Below are 21820 nucleotides of genomic sequence, written 5' to 3'. Positions count from 1 at the left end.
GGTTCAAGGTTCAAAAGAATAAAATCAAAGCTTTTAAGCATGCGGCAAAAAGTTATTTGCAGTGCTCGGTCCCGGGCGGCAGCCCGGGTGAAACACTTCTAAGTAACTTCAAAAAAAGTTGCTGTTCATGCTCGGTTCCGGGGTTTGCCAGGGGAGGCGTTTCCAAGGAAGTCCAAGGTCGGGGTTTGGTTTTTGAAGCGACATTGAGCGTTTACGGAAAACTCCGTAAACGGTCAGGAGCGAAATAACCAAAGCCCGACCGCAGGGCTTCCTTCCACACTTGTCAATCATGCAAAGGGGACGGTTTTGGGGCAGTTGGCCGATATTTTGATCCGCAATGCAGTGGTGGTTACGGTGAATCCGGATTTTGAAATCATTGAAAACGGTGTCGTGGCCATAAAAGACGGGCGCATTGATTCTGTGGGTTCTGACGGGGCCGGCAATCCAGCCGAAGCCCGGCAGGTCATTGATGCCTGCGGCGGCATTGTGATGCCGGGGCTGGTCAACACTCACACCCACCTGCCCATGTCTTTGTTCCGCGGCCTGGCCGATGACATGGCCCTGGACAAATGGCTCACCGGCCATATCTTTCCGGCCGAGGCCGCCCATATCAACCCGGAAACCGTGCATGCCGCCACCCTGCTGTCATGTGCGGAAATGCTGCTGTCCGGTACCACCGCCTGCTGTGATGGTTATTTTTATGAAAATTTCGTGGCCGAAGCGGTTGCCGAAGCCGGGATCCGGGCCGTGCTGGGCCAGGGCGTCATTGATTTTCCGGCCCCGGACTGCCCGGATCCGGAAAAAAACATAGACACGGCCCTGGGGTTTGTGGACCAATGGAAGAGCAAAAATGCCCGAATCACCTCGTCGATTTTCTGCCATTCCCCCTACACCTGCTCGGCAAATACCCTGCAGCGGGCAAAACAGGCCGCAGACAAAGCAGGGGTGATTTTTCAGATCCACGTGGCTGAAACCCGAAACGAGGCGGAAAACGCCGGTATCGGCCAAAACCGGTCCGTGGCGGCCTATCTGGCGGATTTGGGGGTCCTGGGCCCAAATACCCTGGCGTCTCACTGCGTGTGGCTCAGTCCTGAGGATATTGCCATTTTCCAGGACACAAGCACAAAAGTCAGCCACAACCCTGAAAGCAACATGAAGCTGGCCTCGGGCATCGCACCTGTGCCCGCCATGCTGGCCGCCGGTATTTGCGCGGGTCTGGGAACAGACGGATGTGCCAGCAACAACAACCTGGACATGTTTGAAACCATGGGGTTTGCCGCAAAACTGCACAAGGCCGCGGCCATGGACCCAACAGTGATGGATGCCCAAAGCGTTGTGCGCATGGCCACAATCTGTGGGGCGGAAAGCCTGGGTCTGGATCAACTCATCGGCTCTGTGGAGCCGGGCAAGGCCGCTGACCTCATTGTCATTGACACCCGCAGGCCGCATCTGTATCCCTTGTATCATGCGGAATCCCACCTGGTTTACGCGGTCCGCGGCGCAGATGTCTCCCATGTGATGGTTGACGGCCGGGTCCTGGTGGAACACGGCCGGCTGGTGCACATGGATGAAAAAGCGGTGATGGCAGCGGTCTGCCGGATTGCCCAAAGGGTGGGCCAAACCGATAAACAGCAAGCATAGAGGGATTGCATGGACATTTCCGGCCTGATTGCCGCAGCCCGGGGCGCGGCACCCGCAGACCTGCTGATCACAGACGCCCGCATTGTCAACGTGTTCTCCGGGCAGATTTCCAAAGGCAGCATTGCCGTAAAAGACGGATACATTGCCGGAATCGGCGACTATCCGGCCCGGCAGACCGTTTCGGTCAATAACGCTTATGTGTGTCCCGGCCTTATTGACGCCCATGTGCACATTGAAAGCGCCATGACCAGTGTTTCGCAATTTGTGCGGGCGGTTTTGCCCCGCGGAGTGACCACGGTTGTGGCAGATCCCCATGAAATCGCCAATGTCATGGGCACAGACGGCATCGCCTACATGCTGGCGGCCGCCGAAAAACAGCCCATGAACATCTATTTTACCCTGCCCTCCTGCGTGCCGGCAACAGACATGGAAACCGCGGGTGCGGTGCTCGACGCCGGCGGTCTCATGCCCCTTTTGTCCCATCCGCGGGTTCTGGGCCTGGGCGAGATGATGAACTTTCCCGGGGTTATCAAAGGTGATGCCGGGGTGTTGGAGAAACTCCGGGCGGCGGCGGATCATCACAAAACCGTCGAAGGCCATGCCCCGGGGCTTTCGGGAAAGGACCTGGCGGCCTACCTGGCCGCAGGCATCACAAGCGACCATGAATGCGTGTCTGCCGCAGAGGCCATGGAAAAACTAAGCCTGGGCATGCACATCATGATTCGGGAGGCCACGGGCGCAAAAAACCTCGATGACCTGCTGCCGATTGTCAATGACAAAACCGCCGGCCGGATCATGTGGTGCACAGATGACCGCCATCCTCAGGATCTTTTAAATCAGGGCAGCATTGACCATATTATCAGGCGGGCCGTGGAAAGGAGACTTGATCCGGTCACGGCCGTTTCTCTGGCCACCATCAACCCGGCTGCCTACTTTGGCCTGCACCGGCTGGGGGCCATTGCCCCGGGCCGTCGGGCCGATCTGGTGGTGGTACCGGATCTGCAGCGCTTTGAGATTTCTTTGGTTTATTGTGCCGGGATGCTGGCGGCAGAAAACGGGGAGGCGGTTTTCCCCGATCCCGGGGCTGAGCCCGCCAGCTACCCGGGTTCCATGAATGTGGGCGATACCGACCCGGATTTTGCGATCCCCGCCCGGGGCCGAAAGCTCCGGGTGATTGGCCTTTGCTCCGGCCAGATTACCACACAAAGCCGGATCCTGGATGCCCGGATAAAAGACGGGCATGCCGTGTCTGATCCGGGCCGGGATCTGATCAAGCTGGTTGTGGTGGAGCGTCACAAGGCCACCGGCAATATCGGCCTGGGCTTTGTCTCCGGCTTCGGGCTGCGCTCCGGGGCCATTGCCGGCAGCGTGGCCCATGATTCCCACAATATCATTGCCGCGGGCGTGGATGACGCAGACATCCGTGCTGCTGTCAGGGCCGTCATTGACATGGGCGGGGGACTGGCCGTGGCTGCGGATCAAAAGACAGCCGCGTCTCTGGCCCTGCCCATTGCCGGGCTTATGTCGGATCAGCCCCTTTCTGCGGTGCAGGACAGGATTGAAAAACTCAACCAGGCGGCTGCAGATCTGGGCTGTGCATTGGCGGATCCGTTTATGGCCCTTTCCTTTCTGGCCCTGCCCGTGATTCCGGAACTTCGGCTTACGGACAAGGGATTGGTGGACGTGGTGGAGTTTGCCCCTGTGCCGTTGTTTGTTGATTGAGAGAAAAAATAAAGACCCGGGCCATGATTGTTCACGTTGACATGGACGCGTTTTTCGCGTCAGTGGAAAAAAAAGATGATCCTGCGCTGGCCGGCAAATGCGTGATCGTGGGCGGCGTTTGGGACCGGGGGGTGGTGTCTGCGGCCAGCTACGAGGCCAGAAAATACGGGGTTCGCTCAGCCATGCCCATGTACCGGGCCCGCCGCCTTTGTGCCGAAGGCGTTTTTCTCTCCCCCCGGCCCCGCCGCTACAAGGAGATCTCCCGGCGGATCATGGAGATTTTGTCCGGATTTTCCCCGCTGGTGGAGCCGGTGTCCATAGACGAGGCTTACCTGGATATCACGGGATGCACCCGCCTTCTGGGAGATCCGGAATCTGTTGGTGCGCAGATCAAGCAGTCTGTTTGGCAGGACACGGGCCTTACCTGCTCGGTGGGCATCGCGCCCCTGAAGTTTTTGGCCAAGATCGCATCGGATCTGGAAAAGCCCGACGGCCTGGTGGTGATCTCTGCGGAACAAACAGCCGATTTTATTTACAGCCTGCCGGTGCAGAAAGTGCCCGGTGTCGGGCGGGTGGCCGGGGAAAAACTGCAGCGTATGGGCATTTCCACCCTGGGGGATGTGGCCGGCTATGACAAGGCTGTTTTGGTCCGGCATCTGGGCAGTTTCGGCACGCGGCTCCATGAGCTTTCAACCGGTGTTGACCGCAGCCGGGTCAGCCCGGTGCGGCCGGTGAAATCCGTGAGCTCGGAGCAGACCCTTGCCGCTGATACCCGGGATAAAAACGAACTCAAAACCCATCTTCTGGCCCATGCCGAAGATGTGGGCCGGCAGCTGCGGCGTCACCGCCTGCGGGCCAAAACCGTTTTCATCAAGGTCAAGCATTCGGATTTCACCCAGGTCACCCGCCAGGCGCCCCTGGGACAAGTGGGCAACTGCTCGGCTGTGTTATACCGCACCGGTGCGGATCTGCTGGATGCCTACAGTTTTGAAAAACCCGTGCGCCTGGTGGGGCTGGGGGCGGCGGACCTGGCAGATGAGCGCACGCCGGTGCAGCAGTCCCTGTTTACACAAGAGGGTTCTTTGCATGAAAAATGGGAAAAAATCGACACTGCCATGGATGCCATCTGGGAAAAATACGGGGTACGCAAAATCACCCGGGCCAGGGGCATGGATCCCCCGGACCCGGGCGAAGACAATCCGTCCTGAGCCCCACGGAAGACCATCGTCCCGGAAGACGTTGGAGCCGTGGGGTTTTTCCTGTCATAAAAGCTTTTCAGATCGCCTGGAAGTTTGTCAGGAAGGAAGCCCTGCGGCCTGGCCCGGGTTTTTTTGCTCCTGATCGTTTTTGCGGATTTAGCCAAAGCCTCACGGTTTCAAGCCGTTTGAAATTTTTCCGGCACAGACTTTGACTGAATTTTCCCGCAAAAACCCTCAATGTCGCTTCAAAAACCCGCACCCGCCCTTCGGGCTTCCTTGGGACCAGGCCCAATTTCGATACCCCCGTAAAAAAACACCTCTCCTGGCCGATCAACTCCAGATGAGTATTCAAATTCAAAGGACCTCCCGGTAAAAAACAATTGCTGTTACATATTTCCAGTGCGCTGGCCATGAGCCGGGGCGGGGGTGGTTTGTTTGGCTGCGTTGGCGCGGTTTCGGCATAAGATCGGACCGGGGCTTTGGCGCCCGGAATTTTAAACTGTCTGAGGGCGATCAGCCCGAGTTTTTAAAATTCCAGCCAAAGCCCCGGGACGATCGCCGAAACCGAGCCGCAGACAAACAAACCACACCCGACCCAGCTCATGCGAAAACCATAAAACCAGGCACGAACAGCAACTTTTTTGATGTTACTTAGAAGGGGGGGGGGGAGGGGCAGCAGGTTTTCAGAGCAGGTGCAGTACCCGGTCTATGGCCCGGAGGCGGCTGTGTGCGGTTTGTGCGTCCTTTTGGGCAAGATGTCCGGCTGCGGCTTTTTCTGCCAGTCGGCTGAGGGTGGTGTAGAGGCTGTCAAAGGCGTCTTTGACATTTAAGTCATCATTCATGGCGTTTTCAAAACCGGTTTGCAGGTCCCGGATCAGGGCCCTGGCTTCGGGATCTGATGCGGCGGCAAACTTTGTCTGGGCTGTTAACCGCCCGGCCATTTCCCGGAATGTTTCCACCCGGCCCCGGGCCAGGTCCAGCCGGTCCCGGGTCATGTTCAGATTGTCCCGGTATCGGCCGTGGATCAGGAAAAAACGGATATGGCGGGGATGGTAGCCCAAGCTGCGCAGGTCTGTGACATAAACGATATTGCCCCGGCTTTTGGACATCTTGGCGCCCCGGATACGCACATGGCCGGCGTGGAGCCAGAAAGGGGCCAGGGTTTTGCCCGATACCCCTTCCACCACGGCGATGTTGTAGTCATGGTGGCGATAAAGGTTGTCAATACCCCCGCAGCAGATATCGAGTTCATAGCCGAGATGTTCGGTGATCATGGCCGGGTCCTGAACGTTCCATGCGGGCCGTCCCTTTCCCAGGGGTGTTTGCCAGAAGATATCCCCGTCTGCTTTGCGCCAGGCCTTCCACAGGATAAAATCGCCCAGGTTCCAGCGCTGGCCCGGGTAGGTGTCTTTTCTGAACCGGATTTTTTGGGCCGGCCACCCGGACATGTCCAGGCCGTAGAGTCGGCCGAAACCCTTGAATTTAAGGGGATCAAAAAAAACATCACCTTTGTGGAAATAGGCGATGTTGTTTTCGAGCAGCCGCTGGATCAAAAACACGGCCTGATCCACGCAGGTGGTGGAACGGGCAATGGTTTCGGGCAGGCCGATGTTAAGCTTCCGGCAGTCTTTGAAAAACCGGTCCGCCACCGGGCCGGTGAGCTCCCCAAGGCTGATGCCCAGTTCGTTGGCCCGGTAAATGGCCTTGTCTTCCATGTCCGTGAAGTTGATCAGCCGGTTTACCGTGTATCCCAGGTATTGCAGGTAGCGCTGGAGAATGTCTTCAAACAGGAAGGTTCGGTAGTTGCCGATATGGGGCCAGTTGTATATGGACGGCCCGCAGGTAAACAATTTGACTTCTTTGCCCCCATGGCGGGACTCAAACCGCTGCTTTTTCCCGGTCATGGTGTTTTGGAGATACAGGTGTTCAGCCATGGCGACTGTTCCGGCATTGGGGTGAATGGATTCTGCACACACTGATATTTATCATAACAGGCGCCCAAAACCGTGTCAAACCGTGGTGGGGCAATTTGTGCAAAAGATGCGGGAAGTTATTTTTTCTCTTTCCGGGATGCAAGATACCAGGCAGTCCGGACAAATCCGTAACCGGCCAGGGCGGCAACAGATCCGAGCAATACACCGCCTGTCCACAGGTAGACGGCTTTGGCGAAAATATCCCGGATGCCCAGCTGCTCTTTTTCCACAAAACCCGAAAACATCCACGGAAGGTTGCCGAGGCTCTGGTAGCCAAGATTATAGGCCATTTTGTAAAAGAAAACAATGGTCAGGGGGTTGGTGATCCAGCAGGCAGCAAGGGCCACGGGCAGGTTGACGCGCAGCCAGATGGCGCAAAATGCGGCAATGGTCATCTGGAAGGGAATGGTGGGTGTAAAGGCCACAAACAGGCCCAGGGCCAGTCCGCTGGATATGGTATAGCGGTCAATGTGCCAGATTTCCCTTGCAAAGAGGCGCTCTCCGAACATTTTGTGAATGCGTTCGCCCCGGAGCCGGTCTCTGGAAATCAGGTTGTTTTCAAGCCATTTTCGGATTCGGCGGGACAAATGCGCTGTTTCCTTTTTCCACAGAGCTTTGCTCCGGTGGGTTGAGCTGGCGATTAACCTTTTCAATAACGCCTTTAAACCGGCGCATACCCCCGCCTGCGCTGACAATGTGGAGAAGTTCTTCAGTCCGGGTGACAATGACTCCGGAAAGTCCGGTAATCGGGGTGTCTGCAAAAATTTCGGTGATCAGGGGCGTGGAGGCCCCCAGCAGAATCACCTCCCGGCAGTTGCGGGCGTGGCCGATGAGACCATCAAAGCTGTGATTGATAATGGACGTGGCGGTCAGAAAACAGACCGTGCACTCGGGCAGCTTTCGGGGAATTTCCGATGACGGGTGCATGCCCCGGGCGGGTGCGGCAATCTGCTCAAATATGTTGAGCTCCGCTCCCGTATCCCGGATCGGCTTGACCAGAGGGGCAAAATGGCCCACCATGGCCACCCGGTCACTGCTTGTGACCCGGATCTTTGTCAGCACATCCCCGGTATCCAGATCTGCGTTCGGGGTGTTGACCAGGGCGTTGGCCGTGGCCAGTCCCACGGCGGTTTCAATGGGATCATCGGAATTGACAAGGGCCAGCAGCTGGTCTGCATTTTTGTCAATCAGGGGGAGCATGCCGGTAAACACCGTGCATCCCTTGTGCAGATGGGTTTTGGGTGTGGCAGCAAGGCCGGTCCGGCCGTTTTCGATCATTACTGCAGTGTATCCCAGCCCGATGCGCACATCTTTTATTTGATGGGCTGCGGCTGTACCGGCTGCGTATTGGTATATGCGCTGATTGATTGTCATTTCTTGTCCTGTATCATTTTCCCCTTTTTTTGACAAGCCGGATCACGGCAATTTCCGGCCGGCCCGCGGTTCGCATGGGCGGGCCCCAGGAGCCGGTGCCGGATGTGGTGTAGAGGTATAACCCGTTGATTTTTTTCAGCCCGTAATCATGGCCCCGATAAAGCCAGCGGGTCAGAAACTGCATGGGAAAAATCTGGCCGCCGTGGGTGTGACCGGAGATCTGCAGATCGGCGCTGAGTTCACGGTTGGTGATAAAACGCGTGTCCGGCATCCAGTAGTTGGCTAGATGCCGGTCCCTGGTGGAATCTTCATGGAAGCCCATTTCCGTGGGTGTATGAAACATCACAATCCGCACTGTTCCGGGTGTTTTTGTCTGTGAAAAATTTTCCAGCCCGTCAACACCGGCAATGCCCGGGTAGCTGACTCCCACGAGTTCAAGACCCCTGATGGCCACGGCTTCATTGTCGAGAATCCGCAGGGGCGTGTTTCGGATCAGCCCCAATGATTTTTCAATGCCCACGTAATGCTCGTGGTTTCCTGTGACAAAAAACAGCCCGTGCCGGGCTTTCAAATCGTTTAGGGGCGTAAGGTTATCTTTATAGGGCCCGCCCATGCCGTCGACAAGGTCTCCTGTGATCAGCACCAGATCCGGCTGCAGGCTGTTGATAATATTGACCACGCGCCGGGCAAATCCCTGCTGGTGCATCAGCCCCAGGTGCATATCGGAAAGCACCGCGATTTTGCTGTTTTTCCAGGCTTCGGGCAGATCGGCAACCGGCACGGACACATAACGGACCACGGGATGAAACGCCGCCCAGATGCCATAGGCCGAAGCCGTGACCGCAAGGGCCAGCATAACCGTGCCGATGCCTTTGACCGGCAGGTTAACCCCGGCCAGCCGACTGATGCCCAGCACAATCCAGGCAACGGTTGCAGCACTCAGGCTGTGGATCAAAAAACCGGTCCAAACTGCTGCAAACCGGTAATAAGCGATGGTCCACGCATTCTGCCGCCAGTGAATGGCCACAAAAGCGGTGATAAAAGAAAAACTCAACAGGACCATGGCGGCATACAACAGGTACCGGATCTCCGGGCGGCTGATCCGGAAAAATGCAATGGCGCTGCGGAACACCGCATAATGCATCATCAGCATGATGCCGGTCATGGTAAGGGCAAACAGGGCGAATCTCATGGCATTCCTGTCACCGGCCGGCTGCCCGGGGCAGACCTGCTGGTGTTTTACGGGCTTTTTGCCTGCCGGTTACTTATCTGTGGCCCAAAGGGGAAGGCCGGTTTCCTCGTCATATGTTCTTTCAAAAACCGTTCCTTCATAACGTTCCACAATAAGCTCGCAGGCAAAAATCACGGTGCCCTGGGCAAGGTGGCCCCCGTAGGCGTTTCCGGCTCCGTCAGCCAGGGTGACATGGGCATGGACCATTGGCTGTCCGTCTTTTATGGAGATATTGCCGGAAAGCTTTGCGATCTCAAGGGGCTGGTCCAGGGTGAAAAACTGGTACTCCCGGGTTTTCTGGTCATAATAGGCCAGCCGGGCCCGCTGGACTGCGCCGATGGCCTCCAGGCGCCCGAGCCGGATGTTTTTTTCCCTGCACAGGGCGGTGATTTCATCGAGCAGATCCGCACCGTGGGTGAGCCGTCCCATAAAGCGTTCTGCGGGTTGGATTTTTTTCATCATTGTCATACGATCCTGCCTTTCTCCCGCACATCGGGATGTTTTGGATTTGCTTGTCCCGTGTTTTTATTCAACAGTCTTGAATTTTTCTCTGGGAGCCCCGCAAACCGGGCATTTCTCCGGGGCTTTTTTGTCTGTGACATACCCGCAGACCTGGCAGACCTGATAGGCCTTGACGGTGTTTTTGATCACCTGGTAAAGGGCGCGCTCATAGAGTTTGGCGTGATAGGCCTCTGCATCCCTGGCATGGCTGAATGTTGTGGCTGCCTGAGTTTCGCCCTCGTCTTCCGCGGCCCTGATCATTTCCGGATACTCGTTTTCACTGATGGATTGTTCGCGTTTGAATGAATCGAGCAGGTTGGTATCCGTGTCCTTGACCAGCAGATCCTTGACCAGGTTTAAATGACGGGTGGCATGTACCCGCTCGGCTTCGGCAACAGCCCGGAACAAAAGCGCGATCTGGGGTACTTCTTCTTCCTCGGCTTTTTCGGCATACGCCAAAAGCCTGAAGTAGGCCTTGGCCTCTCCGATAAATGCGGTGTATACGTTTTCTCTGGTTTTTTCCTTCATGAGCTCTCCCTGTGATCCTGGCGGTCCGAAGTAAGACGGCACGGGCCGCCGCTCCCGAAACGCGGCGGCCTGCTGTGTAACGCTGTTTCCTTTTATCAATACCTTAACAGCGGCAGATTTTCAAGTCCGGCACACAGGCCCGGACAAAGCAGGCTGCAATAGGGTTTTTTCAATGAAATGACTGTTCAGATATTTTTGCTCATGTTCACACATAAAACTGTTGACCGATGCAAGTTTTGGCTGTTTAAATTAAATCTTTTCTCAAACCCTATAAACCGCAAACATTGAAGAAGGAGGCATTATGAACATTGACGACGTAAAAAACATTACCGTGGTCGGGGCCGGCAACATGGGGCATCAGATTGCCACCCTGTGCGCCATCAAGGGGTATAAAACCGTCTGCACCGACGTCAAGGAAGATGTGCTCAAAAAGGCAGAGGCCTTTGTGGACAGCTATCTGCCCGGCCGGGTCAAAAAGGGCAAACTCACCGAGGAGCAGGCCAGGCAGGCCAGGGACAACATCCGCTTTACCCAGAGCCTCGAAGATGCGGCCAAAGAGGCCGATTATGTGATTGAGGCCGTGCTCGAGGTGCTGGACCTGAAAAGAAAGATTTTTGCCGACCTGGACCGGATCACACCGGATCATGCCATTCTGGCCACCAACAGCTCCTTTATTGTCAGCTCCAAAATCGCTGATGTCACAAAGCGGCCGGAAAAAGTGTGCAATCTGCATTTTTTCAATCCCGCCCTTGTCATGAAGCTGGTGGAAGTGGTCCAGGGACCCCATACCGGCGATGAAACAGTGGAAATCTCCATGGAACTGTGCCGGAACGTGGAAAAAGTGCCCGTGCACCTGAAAAAGGAAGTGGATGGATTTCTGCTCAATCGCATATTCCGCGCAATTAATCACGAAGCCCTGTGGCTGCTGGACATGGGCGTGGCCTCTGTGGAAGACATTGACAAGGCGTGCGTCTACGGCGCCGGCCATCCCATGGGCCCCTTTCGTTTAAACGATCTCACCGGTATTGATCTGGCCTACACCATGGCCATGGAGAGTTTTAAGGCCACCGGCGATCCCGCCCAGCGGCCTTCGCCCAGCGTGGTGGAGCATTACATCAAAGGTGAATACGGTGAGAAGACCGGCAAGGGCTGGTATGATTATTCCGACAAGAAATAGCTGTTCGAAAACGGCGGCAGCGTCTGGATCTATATTGAATCAAAGGAGTCAATATGACTGAAAGAGAAATTGTTTTTGTTGACGGTGTGCGCACGGCCTTCGGGCGCATGGGGGGTACCCTCCGGGATATCTTCTGCTCCAAGCTCGGCGGCATTGCCCTCAAAGGGCTGCTGGACAAAACCGGGATTGCCGAAAAAGCCCATGTGGACACTGTTATGGCCGGTTCGGCGGCCCATTGCTCCCATGCGCTGAACCCGGCCCGATGGGCTGCCTTGTATTCGGGCCTTCCATATGAGACTTCGGCCTCTTACGTGGAAATGCAGTGCGGCTCTGCCATTGATTCCATCAATCATGCCGCATGGAAGATGTTCGCCGGTCAGGCTGATATCGTGATTGCCGGCGGCATGGAATCCTACAGCCAGGTGGCGGCAAAGTTTTCCATGTCAACGCCGCCCTATAAGCTCATCCCGCCCATGCCGATTCAGCAGCAGCTTTCTCCTGTACCGGAAGAATGCATTGGCATGGGATTGACCGCGGAAAATCTGCAGCAAATGTATAATATTTCAAGGCAGGCTTCTGATGAGTTTGCCTGCAACAGCCAGATGCGGGCCAAAGCCGCCATGGAGGCCGGCTATTTCAAAGATGAAATCGTTCCTGTGACCTTCCCGGCCACGCGCAAGACACCTGAAGTGGTTTTTGACACAGACGAGCATCCCCGGTTTGAGACAACCCTGGAAGCCCTTGCCAAGCTGCCGCCCGCCTTTAGCAAAGAGGGGACCGTGACTGCCGGAAATGCTTCGGGCAGAAACGACGGTGCGGCATTCGTGCTGATGATGACCCGGCAGAAGGCAGAAGAACTGGGCTATGAGCCCATGGCCAAATGGCTTGCAGGTGCGGATTACGGCTGCGATCCCAGGATCATGGGCATTGCCCCGGCCCACGCCGTGCCCAGGGCGCTTTCCCGGGCCGGGCTGAAGCTCTCCCAGATGGATCACATGGAATGCAACGAGGCCTTTGCCGTCCAGAACCTGGCGGTGATCAAGGAGCTCGAGAACCAGACCGGCGACAAGGTGGATATGGAAAAATGGAATCCCCTGGGCGGGGCCATTGCCTTTGGTCATCCCAACGGCGCCTCCGGTGCCCGGGTGGGCATGTTTGCCATGCGAAACCTGATCCGCAGCCGCGGCCGGTATGGATTTTTCAGCTCCTGCTGCGGCGGGGGACTGGGCGTTGCCACGGTGATTGAAAACCTGCAGCGGTAAACTTTTAAATCAGGATAAAAAGTCAGGAACAGGTGTTTTCGGCAGTGGCCGACGCGTTTGTTTCTGGCTTTTTTTGTAACCTGTTACACCTGTAAATGATCAGGAGGGGGATGCCAGCTTAAGCCCGATGATTCCGGCAATGATCAAGGCAATGCTGACGAGCCGGCCGGCGCCGGCCGGCTCGTCAAACAGGGCAATTCCCAAAATCACCGTGCCCACCGCACCAATGCCCACCCATACTGCATAGGCCGTGCCCACGGGCAGGCTTTTCATGGCCAGCCCCAGCAGCCAGACACTGGCAATCATTGCCCCTATGGTCCACACACTGGGCCATAGCCGGGTAAAGCCCTGGCTGTATTTCAATCCAATGGCCCAGCCGGTTTCAAACAAACCCGCAAGAATCAATACAATCCATACCATGGGTATTTTCCTGTCTCTGTTTCTCAGTCTGCCGGATTGCCGCTGATGTCAGTAATAATGGGAAATTGGCAATTGTGGACTTCTGTTTCCCGGCAATCCCGGAAATGGTCCGGATGACCTTGCTGATTTTGCCATAGCAGAACCTGCCGGCACAGACAACGGGGATTTATTCGCATTTATCATTTTTCCGCGTTTTGGATCCACGGGTTTTTCAAACCATGTTTTCAATATGGCAAAACTGTGATATTCATAACAATCAGGTTTCATTTTTGCCTGCATAGGTTTTTAACTTCCTTTGGATGTGTTTTACAGATGGCCTACTACTCCCATGTCAGCACAGGCTGGAAAAGCCTGGATGAAATCATTGATCACCTTCGCCGGGGCGATAACGTGGTCTGGCAGGTCGACAGCATTGAGGACTACCAGCGTCTTGTGACACCCTTTGTCAACAGCGCACTGGCAAGAAATGAGCGGGTGGTCTACATGCGTTTTGCCCGCCATATTCCGCTTGTGGAGCCCAGGGACAATATCGTTGTCTATCACTTGAGAACCGAAAACGGGTTTGAGTCCTTCTCCGCCGAGGTCCACGGCATTATCACCCGGCAGGGGCGGGATGTCTGCTATGTTTTTGATTCATTGTCGGATCTGCAGCATGTCTGGGCCACGGACCTGATGATCGGGGATTTTTTTTTCATCACCTGCCCGTATTTGTTTGAGCTCAATACCACCGCCTATTTCGGAATTTTGAGAAACCGGCATTCTTTTAAGGCCATCGCCCGCATCCGGGAGACCACCCAGGTGCTCATTGATGTCTACAACTACCAGGGTCAGGTGTGTGTGCATCCCATTAAGGTCCAGCACCGCTATTCACCCACCATGTTTTTCCCCCACATCAAGAAAAAAGACGAGCTGATGCCGGTGATCAACAGCGTGGAGGCCACCCGGCTGTTTTCCTACCTGGCCGATCACCAGACGGTCAGCGCCCAGCGGCGCCTGGACTATTGGGACCGCCTTTTCATGCAGGCCCGCAGCCTTCTGGAATCCGGGGCCGGGGCTGCGGAAAAAAAAGACATGGTCGAGCAGTTAAGCCGGCTGCTGCTGACGCGCAACAAGCGGCTTTTGTCCATGATCCGCAGGCATCTGGGCCTGGAAGATCTGCTGATGATCAAAGAAAGACTCATCGGCACCGGTTTTATCGGCGGCAAATCCTTGGGCATGCTCATGGCCCGCAAAATCCTGACCCAGGACAGCGCCTTTGACTGGTCACAGGTGATAGAGCCCCATGATTCGTTTTATATCGGTTCGGACGTGTTTTATTCCTATATTGTTCAAAACGGCTGGTGGAAGCTGTTTATGGCTCACAAAACCCGTACGGGCTATTTCAGCCGGGCCGCGGAACTGCGGGAGAAGATGTTAAACGGGGTGTTTCCCGAAGAGATCACCGAGCAGTTCCAGCTGATGCTTGAGTATTTCGGCCAGTCGCCCATTATCGTGCGTTCCAGCAGTCTGCTCGAAGACGCTTTCGGAAGCGCCTTTGCCGGAAAGTATGAGAGCTTTTTCTGCGTCAATCAGGGTTCTCCGGAAAAACGCTATGAAAAGTTCGAGGAAGCCGTCAGGCGGATCTTTGCCAGCACCATGAGCGAAGACGCCCTGGCCTACAGGCTGCAGCGGGGCCTGGACCAGATGGATGAGCAGATGGCGCTTCTGGTGCAAAGGGTATCAGGCGCCTATCATCGGAGTTTTTTCTATCCTGAGCTGGCCGGCGTGGGGCTTTCCTACAATCCCTTTGTCTGGAAAAAGGGCATGGACCCGCATGCCGGAATGATCCGGCTGGTATTCGGCCTGGGCACCCGGGCGGTTAACCGGGTGGAAAATGACTATCCCAGAATTGTGGCTGCAGACGACCCCCTGGTGCGTCCGCTTGCGGGCATGCATGATATCCGGAAATTTTCCCAGCATTACATTGACCTGCTCAACCTGGAACAAAACGATATCCAGAGCCTGTCTGTCCAGGATCTGCTGGAAAAACAGCGGCCGGAAAAGTTTGACTTACTGGGTGCCCGGGATGAAGAAGCCGCCAGGGAAATGCGCCGCATGGGGCGGCCGGAAAAAGATATCTGGATTCTGACCTTTGATCCGTTTTTGACCCACACGCCGTTTATTGACTGGATGAAGCGCATGCTGGGCCGGCTGGAAAAAGCCTATGAATACCCGGTGGATGTGGAATTTACCGTTAACTTCAATCAGTCCGATCAGCTCCAGATCAACCTGCTCCAGTGCCGGCCGCTGCAAACCATTGGTGACAGAAGCCGGGTGTTTCTGCCCAGCACCGTAGCCCCGGACCGGATTCTGGTCCGGACGGAAGGCAATTTCATGGGCGGCAATATCAGCCAGCCCATATCCCGGATTATCTTCGTGGATCCCGAGGCCTATGCCGGGCTTTCCCGTTCGGAGAAATACAGCGTGGCCCGCCTGGTGGGCCGGTTAAACCGGCAGATCCCCAGTCGGGAGAAAATGCCCACCCTGCTCATGGGCCCGGGGCGCTGGGGGACCCATACCCCGGAGATGGGCGTTGCCGTTCATTTCTCGGAAATCAACCATATTGCCGCCATTGCCGAAATCAGCTACCAGGACGGCAGCCTGATCCCGGATCTCTCCTTTGGAACCCATTTTTTCCATGATTTGATTGAAACCGGGATTTTTTACCTGGCCATTTATCCGGAATCCCAGGGTGTGGAATTCAATGCCGGCTGGATCCGGTCACTGTCAAACGTATTGGAAGAAACCGCCGAAGAAGACACCCGGCTTTCTCAAGTTGTCCGGGTGGTGGACACAGCCGGTTTGGGCTTAAAACTTCAGTCTGATGTGGCAAAACAAAGGGTGATCTGCTACCGGGAATAACGCCCCGGCAGATCACCCTTTGTCTGGTTTTTTGCGGAATTTGGGTTCACACTACGCCGTAGGCGAGCATGGCCTTGGCCACCTTGACAAAACCGGCAATATTGGCGCCCATGACGTAATTGCCTTTTTTCCCGTAGGCCTCTGCCGCATCCAGGCAGGATTGATGGATGTCTTTCATGATCGTCTGCAGCCTGCGGTCAACTTCCTCCCGGCTCCAGGACAGCTTGAGGCTGTTCTGGCTCATTTCCAGGCCCGAGGTGGCCACGCCTCCGGCATTGGCCGCTTTTCCCGGACCATAAAGAATACCGTTGTCCTGGTAGACTTTTACGGCTTCCGGGGTGGATGGCATGTTGGCGCCTTCGGCCAGGCACATGCACCCGTTTTTGATCAGGGCTTCGGCGTTTTGGGCATCGATTTCATTCTGGGTGGCGCACGGCAGGGCAATGTCGACCTTGATTTCCTGCTCTTGGATCACATCCCAGACGCTCTTCCCTTCAAAGCAGACAGTCTTGTATTTGTCTGCGTATTCCGATATCCGCCCGCGGTGGACGTTTTTGAGCTCCATGAGATAGCAGGTCTTGTCGTTGTCAATACCCTTTTCATCGATGACCGTGCCGGCAGAATCCGAAACCGAAACAATCCGGCCGCCCATTTCGTTGACCTTTTCAATGGCAAATTGCGCCACGTTGCCCGATCCGCTGACAGCCACTGTTTTGTCCTTGAAATCCAGGCCTTTGGTGGCCAGCATTTCAGCGGCAAAATAGACGGTGCCGTAGCCGGTGGCCTCGGGCCGGATCAGGCTGCCGCCGTATTCCAGGGCCTTTCCGGTTAGCACGCCGGTATGCTCGTTGCGAATCTTTTTGTAATATCCGTACAAATATCCGATCTCCCGTGCCCCCACGCCGATGTCACCGGCCGGCACATCGGTTTCCGGGCCGATATGCCGGTACAATTCCCGCATGAAGGCCTGGCAGAACCGCATGATTTCATTGTCGGTCTTGCCCTTGGGGTCAAAGTCGGAGCCGCCTTTGCCGCCGCCCATGGGCAGGGTGGTCAGTGAATTTTTAAAAACCTGTTCAAAGCCCAGAAACTTGATGATGCTTAAATTGACCGAGGGATGGAACCGGATGCCGCCTTTAAACGGGCCGATGGCATTGTTGAACTGAACCCGGAAACCGCGGTTGACATGAACCTCCCCCCTGTCATCAACCCAGGGAACACGGAACAAAATGGCCCTTTCAGGCTCCACGATCCGCTCATAAATCCCGGCCTTGACAAATTCCGGGTGCTTTTCAGCCGTGGGCTCAAGGGTTTCGAGCACCTCGGTGACGGCCTGATGAAACTCCTTCTGGCCGGGGTCTGTGTGTTTGACTTTTTCAATAACGCTTTGAATTACCGACATTCACTGGCCTCCTTAAAGATAAAAAAATGGTTCCGGATAAGGTTAGGGGTTATTTGACAATATAAATTTTGCCCATGGATGCAGAGGCGATGGCACCGTCGGGCTTTTTTTGAAAATACTGGAAATCATTTTCTCCGATGCCGTCGATGCCGGAAAACTCCGTCATGAGTTCGGAAAGGCGGTCAAAACCGCTGCCGAAAAAGGCAAGCTTGGAAAAAAACGGTCTCTGGCGCTGAAAATCAACAGGCACGGCAAAGTGCGCCGGAAAAAGGGGATCGCCCACTACCAGGAGATATCTTTGAGGGCTTTCCAGGAGATTGTAGTCTGCGGCGATGTCAGCGGCCCGTACCGGGAAAAAATCATTTTGCAGGATTCTGCCGGCCTCACCGGCGTCAATGTCGTTAACAGCCATCAGATCCGGGCAGTCAAAATATCCCAGGATGTAGAGGCAGATGCCAAAGCTGCTGATCTGTTCATACACGGGGTTGTCCCGATCGCACATCATCAGGACTTCATCAATGCGTTCCCGGATTTCCAGGCCCTGGCGCCGGATTTTTTCCAGGTTTGCCGATACAGCGGTGTTTTGGAAACCGTCTTTGGGTCCGGTCTTCCGGCCGGATGTGTGCTGGGTATACATGGGAGCCCTCCTTGTTTGCATGCGAACCGTCTGAAAATCGACTTTTACGAGTCCATCATCATTATTGTCAGGTGATCCGTTTTTGTCCAAAGGAGGATGCAGGGGGCATGCCAGAATGCGGAGCTTATGATGATCTATGATAAAATATTGAAATTAAATAAAATAATTATAAAAAGGGTTGCAGTTCAGAATAAAAGGACTTTTTATGTGGTTGAATAAAGGCATGCGGTCCTGGCAATACAGGCGGATTTGGGTCGGGAAATGCGGATAATCCCGCGGCTGCGGGTCTTTGCCGGATTTGTATGAATTTTGAACAGCCGATGGCAGCTTTTGCACAAATCTGCGAAAGCGGTTTTACTCACCTTCGGGTTCCTGGTTTTCCTTTTGAGTTTGTTTTTTGATCCGGTGCCGGAGGGTGTTTCTGCTGATGCCCAGCATTTCTGCCGCCTTGACCTGATTGTTGCCGCATTCTTCCAGGGCTTTGCGGATCAGGGTTTCTTCCACGATTTCGATGATATTGGCGTGAATGTCCTGCTCGGAAATCCGGAAAATATCCGGCAGTATTTCTTCGAGTTTTTCCTTGAGCCGATCAATGAGCTGCTGGCGGCTCATTTTTTGAAGCTGTGGGCTGTCATCAGCACCCGGGATCATCAGGCTGCCCTCGGAAATCACCCCGCCGGTGCACAGCAGCACTGCCCGGCGCACGCAGTTTTCCAGTTCCCGGACATTTCCGGGCCAGAAATAGTCGTTGAGTTTGCGCAGGGCCGATTCAGACACATAGCATCCCGGCCGGTCGTATTCCGCTGCAAACCGGGCCAGAAAATATTTCACCAGTTCGGAAATGTCTTCCCTGCGGTGCCGCAGGGCGGGCAGATCCAGGGAAATAACCTTCAGCCGCCAGTAAAGGTCTTCCCTGAACCGGCCGGCCCGGACTTCTGCCTCCAGGTCCTTGTTGGTGGCCGCAATGATGCGCACATCCACTGTGATGGGCTGGCCGCTGCCGAGCCTTTCGATTTCCCCTGTCTGCAGGGCCCGCAGCAGCTTGGCCTGCAGGGGCGGTGACATTTCGCCGATTTCATCCAGAAACAGGGTGCCCTTGTGGCATCGCTCAAATTTTCCGATATAGGTCCGCTCCGCACCGGTGAAGGCCCCGCGCTCATGGCCGAACAGCTCGCTTTCAAACAGGGACTCGGGGATGGCCGCGCAGTTCACTGCTATAAACGGTTTTTCCCGCCGCCGGCTGTGATGATAAATGGCCCGGGCGGCCAGTTCCTTTCCTGTGCCGCTTTCCCCGGTAATCAATACAGGCACGTCCTTTTCCGCCACCTGGCCGATGAGCTTGTAGATTACCTGCATTTGGCGGCTGGAGCCGATCATCTGCAGGCTGTCGCGGCTGTCTGCGGGCTGCGGCTGGTCAGCAGACGGGGCCGGAAACAGGACAATCTGTTTCATTTGCCGGCTGACCTGCAGGGCCTCGGACACGATGCGGGTCAGGTCTTTTTTCTCAAAAGGCTTGACCAGGTAATCATAGGCCCCGCGCTTCATGGCCTCTATGGCCAGATTGGTGGTGCCATAGGCGGTCATGAGGATCACCGGGGTTTTGACCTCGATTGCGCGGATTTCCGAAAGGGTGTCAAGCCCGTTGAAATCCGGCATCTTGTAATCGAGCAGTATCAGGTCAAAGTCCTGCTGCCCGATGGTTTCAATGGCCTGCCGCCCGCTGCCGCAGGCAGTGACCGCATATCCTTTTCTCTGGAAAAACCGGCTCAGAAAATGGATTAAGCCGTCGTCGTCATCAATGAGCAGTATCTTGTCCATGGTCCTTGTTTACCGGATGGCTGGATTCAATGGGAATATACAGGTGAAATACGGTGCCTGTTCCGGGCGTGCTCTGCACCCCGATGGTGCCGCCGTGGCTTTCGATGGTGTTTAACACCAGGGGCAGACCCAGTCCCGTGCCTGCGGCCTTGGTGGTGTAAAAGGGTTCAAACAGGTTTTCCATCTGTTGTTCGGAAATGCCGCAGCCGGTATCCTGCACATCGATGCGCACGCAGGCGACGGTGTGATTGTTTTGGGCAAACCGGTCGGTTTCCGCTGATACGCTCAGGGTGCCTTGCTCCTCCATGGCCTCCAGGCAATTGACCATGAGGTTGACCAGGGCCTCGGCCAGCAGTTTTCTGTCGCCGAAAACCGCGGGAAGAGGATCCTGGATGCGGGTTTTAAGGCTGCATTCCTGGCGGTTGGCCAAAGGGCGGATCATGTATAGCACATCCTGGATAAGCACGGAAACATCAATGACGGAAAAGACCAGTTCCTCGGGCTTGACAAAATCGAGAAACCGGTTGACGGAAGATTCAATCCGGTTGATCTGTTTCATTGCAATCCGGAAATCCTCCTGGTCTTCAGCGCTGTTGGCGATCTGTTCCTGGGCGGATTCCAGATACAGCTTCAGCGATGTCAGGGGAGTGCGGATTTCATGGGCCACGGCCGCGCCCATGCGTCCCATGGCGGCAAATTTTTCAGACCGCTCGGCCATGCGCCGGGTTTTTTCCAGCATAATGTCGGTTTCCCTGAGCTGGGCATCTTTTAAACCCACTTTTTCCCGGAGATGGTGCTGCCGCTGCTGCAGCTTGACATACATGTGTTCAAAGGCCCGGTAGAGCATCCCGATTTCGTCCTTGCGGGCGGTTTTCACAATGGGCTGGTCGGTTTTGGAATCGGCGATCATATCAGCATACCGGCTCAGGCGCCGGATCGGGCCCACGATGTGATAGGAGATCATCCAGGTGAGGGCCAGGGCCGAGCCGATGCACAAAAAGACCGTCAGGTAGATGATGGATTTCAGGGTGCTGGCGCTTTCAAAGGCTTCTTTCCTGTCCTGTTCCACCACAATATACCAGTCTGTGCCGGAAACGTTCATTGAAGTGCCCAGCACTTCAATGCCCCGGTAGTCCAGGTAGGCCTTTTCCCTGTCCCTTTTTTCAAAGATGTTTTTGAAACTGTCGGACTGGGAAATGTTTTCCGACAGAATCCGGCGGGGTTCCTTGTGGGCCAGAAACTGCCCGTCTTCATTGACCAGGTAGCATTCCCCGGTTTCTCCCAGAAAAATGTTGAGAATAAAGAAAATAATCTTTTTGGTGCCCACCTGGCCGTAGATGGTGCCGGCCCTTTTTTCACTATTTGGTGAAAAAATCGGGGCGGACACATAAAATGAGGACTCATGCTGGCGGGGGGCGTATGTGATCTTTGATATGCGAAGGGTTGTATCCGAAGCCGCCGGTTCAGGCGGGGGCTGCACCGGGCGGGTGCCGCTGTTGCAAATCATTCGGCCGTCTGCGGCCACCACTGTAAGGTTTTTATACACTCCGTATTTTTTGCGGATCAGATCCAGATAGGGCTGGACTTGCTCTACATCCATGGATTGGACCAGGGAGGTGCCGGCCATGACCTCCATGTCGGCCTTGCGTTCATCAAGCCAGCGCTCGAGAATGGCGGTCTTGTCTGTTGCCGCGTTTTCCAGCTGCCGCATGACCATGCTCACAATGAGCTTTTCCGTGATCTGCAGGGAAAACCACCCGATAACCATCAGCGGAACCAGGGCCAGCACCAGAAAGATAATCATTACCTTGGTGCGCAGGTTCCACAGCGGCCTGTTTGGGGCTTTTTTTCGGGCATGTGAAGCGTTTGGGTCCAAATTCGGATCTCCTGGAAAAAACAGACAGGCGATTGCAATGCCTACCGGGGTTTCTAAAAAAGATCCAGGGGCGGGTCAAGCAATAAGTATCCGGGCCGGGTGGTGTTGACAAAAAAAACGATTTTGCCCGGTGCGGCTTTCTGTTATTCCAGAACAAG

At 55.4% G+C, this 21820-nt stretch carries 19 protein-coding genes; 7 read left to right on the top strand and 12 right to left on the bottom strand.

Annotated elements, in window-relative coordinates; genetic code table 11:
* From ACTCIA_RS10170 to dinB, 4 genes are all read left to right on the top strand, one after another.
* Window positions 1-248 (top strand): hypothetical protein (locus ACTCIA_RS10170; RefSeq protein ID WP_463001704.1); only part of this gene is annotated, 248 nt, incomplete at its 5' end.
* 58 nt (window positions 249-306) lie between these two features.
* Window positions 307-1641, top strand: a complete 1335-nt coding sequence (locus ACTCIA_RS10165) for an amidohydrolase (protein WP_463001703.1) — start codon at window positions 307-309, stop codon at window positions 1639-1641.
* Between the two features lie 9 nt (window positions 1642-1650).
* Window positions 1651-3363, top strand: coding sequence for an adenine deaminase (ade, locus tag ACTCIA_RS10160; RefSeq protein ID WP_463001702.1), 1713 nt, complete (start codon window positions 1651-1653; stop codon window positions 3361-3363).
* Between the two features lie 23 nt (window positions 3364-3386).
* On the top strand, window positions 3387-4571 hold the full coding sequence (dinB, locus tag ACTCIA_RS10155; protein ID WP_463001701.1) for a DNA polymerase IV: 1185 nt from the start codon (window positions 3387-3389) through the stop codon (window positions 4569-4571).
* Window positions 4572-5245: 674 nt separating this feature from the next.
* On the opposite strand, the gene ACTCIA_RS10150 is transcribed toward dinB, so the two are convergent.
* The 6 genes from ACTCIA_RS10150 to ACTCIA_RS10125 form a co-directional block, all read right to left on the bottom strand.
* Window positions 5246-6496 carry a class I tRNA ligase family protein gene (locus ACTCIA_RS10150; protein WP_463001700.1) on the bottom strand — a complete coding sequence of 417 codons (1251 nt, stop codon included), beginning with the start codon at window positions 6494-6496 and terminating at the stop codon, window positions 5246-5248.
* Between the two features lie 116 nt (window positions 6497-6612).
* Window positions 6613-7122 carry a DUF2062 domain-containing protein gene (locus ACTCIA_RS10145; RefSeq protein ID WP_463001699.1) on the bottom strand — a complete coding sequence of 170 codons (510 nt, stop codon included), beginning with the start codon at window positions 7120-7122 and terminating at the stop codon, window positions 6613-6615.
* On the bottom strand, window positions 7094-7909 hold the full coding sequence (locus ACTCIA_RS10140) for a Rossmann-like domain-containing protein (RefSeq protein ID WP_463001698.1): 816 nt from the start codon (window positions 7907-7909) through the stop codon (window positions 7094-7096). The genes ACTCIA_RS10145 and ACTCIA_RS10140 overlap by 29 nt, the downstream gene beginning before the upstream one ends.
* A 13-nt stretch (window positions 7910-7922) precedes the next feature.
* The gene (locus ACTCIA_RS10135; protein WP_463001697.1) at window positions 7923-9101 is read right to left on the bottom strand and encodes a metallophosphoesterase; all 1179 of its coding nucleotides are present in this window, start codon (window positions 9099-9101) and stop codon (window positions 7923-7925) included.
* Window positions 9102-9170: 69 nt separating this feature from the next.
* Window positions 9171-9602 (bottom strand): PPC domain-containing DNA-binding protein, encoded by a 432-nt coding sequence (locus ACTCIA_RS10130; protein ID WP_463001696.1) that lies wholly within the window; start codon window positions 9600-9602, stop codon window positions 9171-9173.
* Window positions 9603-9665: 63 nt separating this feature from the next.
* The gene (locus ACTCIA_RS10125) at window positions 9666-10169 is read right to left on the bottom strand and encodes a rubrerythrin family protein (protein ID WP_463001695.1); all 504 of its coding nucleotides are present in this window, start codon (window positions 10167-10169) and stop codon (window positions 9666-9668) included.
* 301 nt (window positions 10170-10470) lie between these two features.
* On the opposite strand from ACTCIA_RS10125, the gene ACTCIA_RS10120 reads away from it, so the two are divergent.
* Both ACTCIA_RS10120 and ACTCIA_RS10115 read left to right on the top strand, forming a co-directional pair.
* Window positions 10471-11346 carry a 3-hydroxyacyl-CoA dehydrogenase family protein gene (locus ACTCIA_RS10120; RefSeq protein WP_463001694.1) on the top strand — a complete coding sequence of 292 codons (876 nt, stop codon included), beginning with the start codon at window positions 10471-10473 and terminating at the stop codon, window positions 11344-11346.
* Window positions 11347-11399: 53 nt separating this feature from the next.
* Window positions 11400-12608, top strand: a complete 1209-nt coding sequence (locus ACTCIA_RS10115) for a thiolase family protein (RefSeq protein ID WP_463001693.1) — start codon at window positions 11400-11402, stop codon at window positions 12606-12608.
* 99 nt (window positions 12609-12707) lie between these two features.
* Here ACTCIA_RS10115 and sugE read toward each other — a convergent pair whose 3' ends face one another.
* Window positions 12708-13028, bottom strand: a complete 321-nt coding sequence (gene sugE / locus ACTCIA_RS10110; protein WP_463001692.1) for a quaternary ammonium compound efflux SMR transporter SugE — start codon at window positions 13026-13028, stop codon at window positions 12708-12710.
* 48 nt (window positions 13029-13076) lie between these two features.
* Entirely contained in the window at window positions 13077-13307 is a 231-nt protein-coding gene (locus tag ACTCIA_RS10105; RefSeq protein WP_463001691.1) for a hypothetical protein, read from the bottom strand.
* Window positions 13308-13340: 33 nt separating this feature from the next.
* Between ACTCIA_RS10105 and ACTCIA_RS10100 the strand changes: the two genes are divergently transcribed.
* Window positions 13341-15929 (top strand): PEP/pyruvate-binding domain-containing protein, encoded by a 2589-nt coding sequence (locus tag ACTCIA_RS10100; RefSeq protein WP_463001690.1) that lies wholly within the window; start codon window positions 13341-13343, stop codon window positions 15927-15929.
* 46 nt (window positions 15930-15975) lie between these two features.
* Here the strand turns inward: ACTCIA_RS10100 and gdhA are convergent, their stop codons facing one another.
* From gdhA to ACTCIA_RS10080, 4 genes are all read right to left on the bottom strand, one after another.
* Window positions 15976-17322 carry an NADP-specific glutamate dehydrogenase gene (gdhA, locus tag ACTCIA_RS10095; protein WP_463001705.1) on the bottom strand — a complete coding sequence of 449 codons (1347 nt, stop codon included), beginning with the start codon at window positions 17320-17322 and terminating at the stop codon, window positions 15976-15978.
* A 58-nt stretch (window positions 17323-17380) separates the two neighbouring features.
* Window positions 17381-17968: a hypothetical protein gene (locus ACTCIA_RS10090; RefSeq protein ID WP_463001689.1), complete on the bottom strand. Its 588-nt coding sequence runs from the start codon at window positions 17966-17968 to the stop codon at window positions 17381-17383.
* A 354-nt stretch (window positions 17969-18322) separates the two neighbouring features.
* Window positions 18323-19786: a sigma-54-dependent transcriptional regulator gene (locus ACTCIA_RS10085; RefSeq protein ID WP_463001688.1), complete on the bottom strand. Its 1464-nt coding sequence runs from the start codon at window positions 19784-19786 to the stop codon at window positions 18323-18325.
* Complete coding sequence (locus ACTCIA_RS10080) at window positions 19764-21662, bottom strand: ATP-binding protein (protein ID WP_463001687.1); 1899 nt, start codon at window positions 21660-21662, stop codon at window positions 19764-19766. The genes ACTCIA_RS10085 and ACTCIA_RS10080 overlap by 23 nt, the downstream gene beginning before the upstream one ends.
* Between the last annotated feature and the right edge of the window lie 158 nt (window positions 21663-21820).

The organism is Desulfosalsimonas sp. (assembly GCF_055149105.1).
Note: the sequence above shows the minus strand (reverse complement) of the source record. Positions and strands in the feature narration are given on the sequence as shown.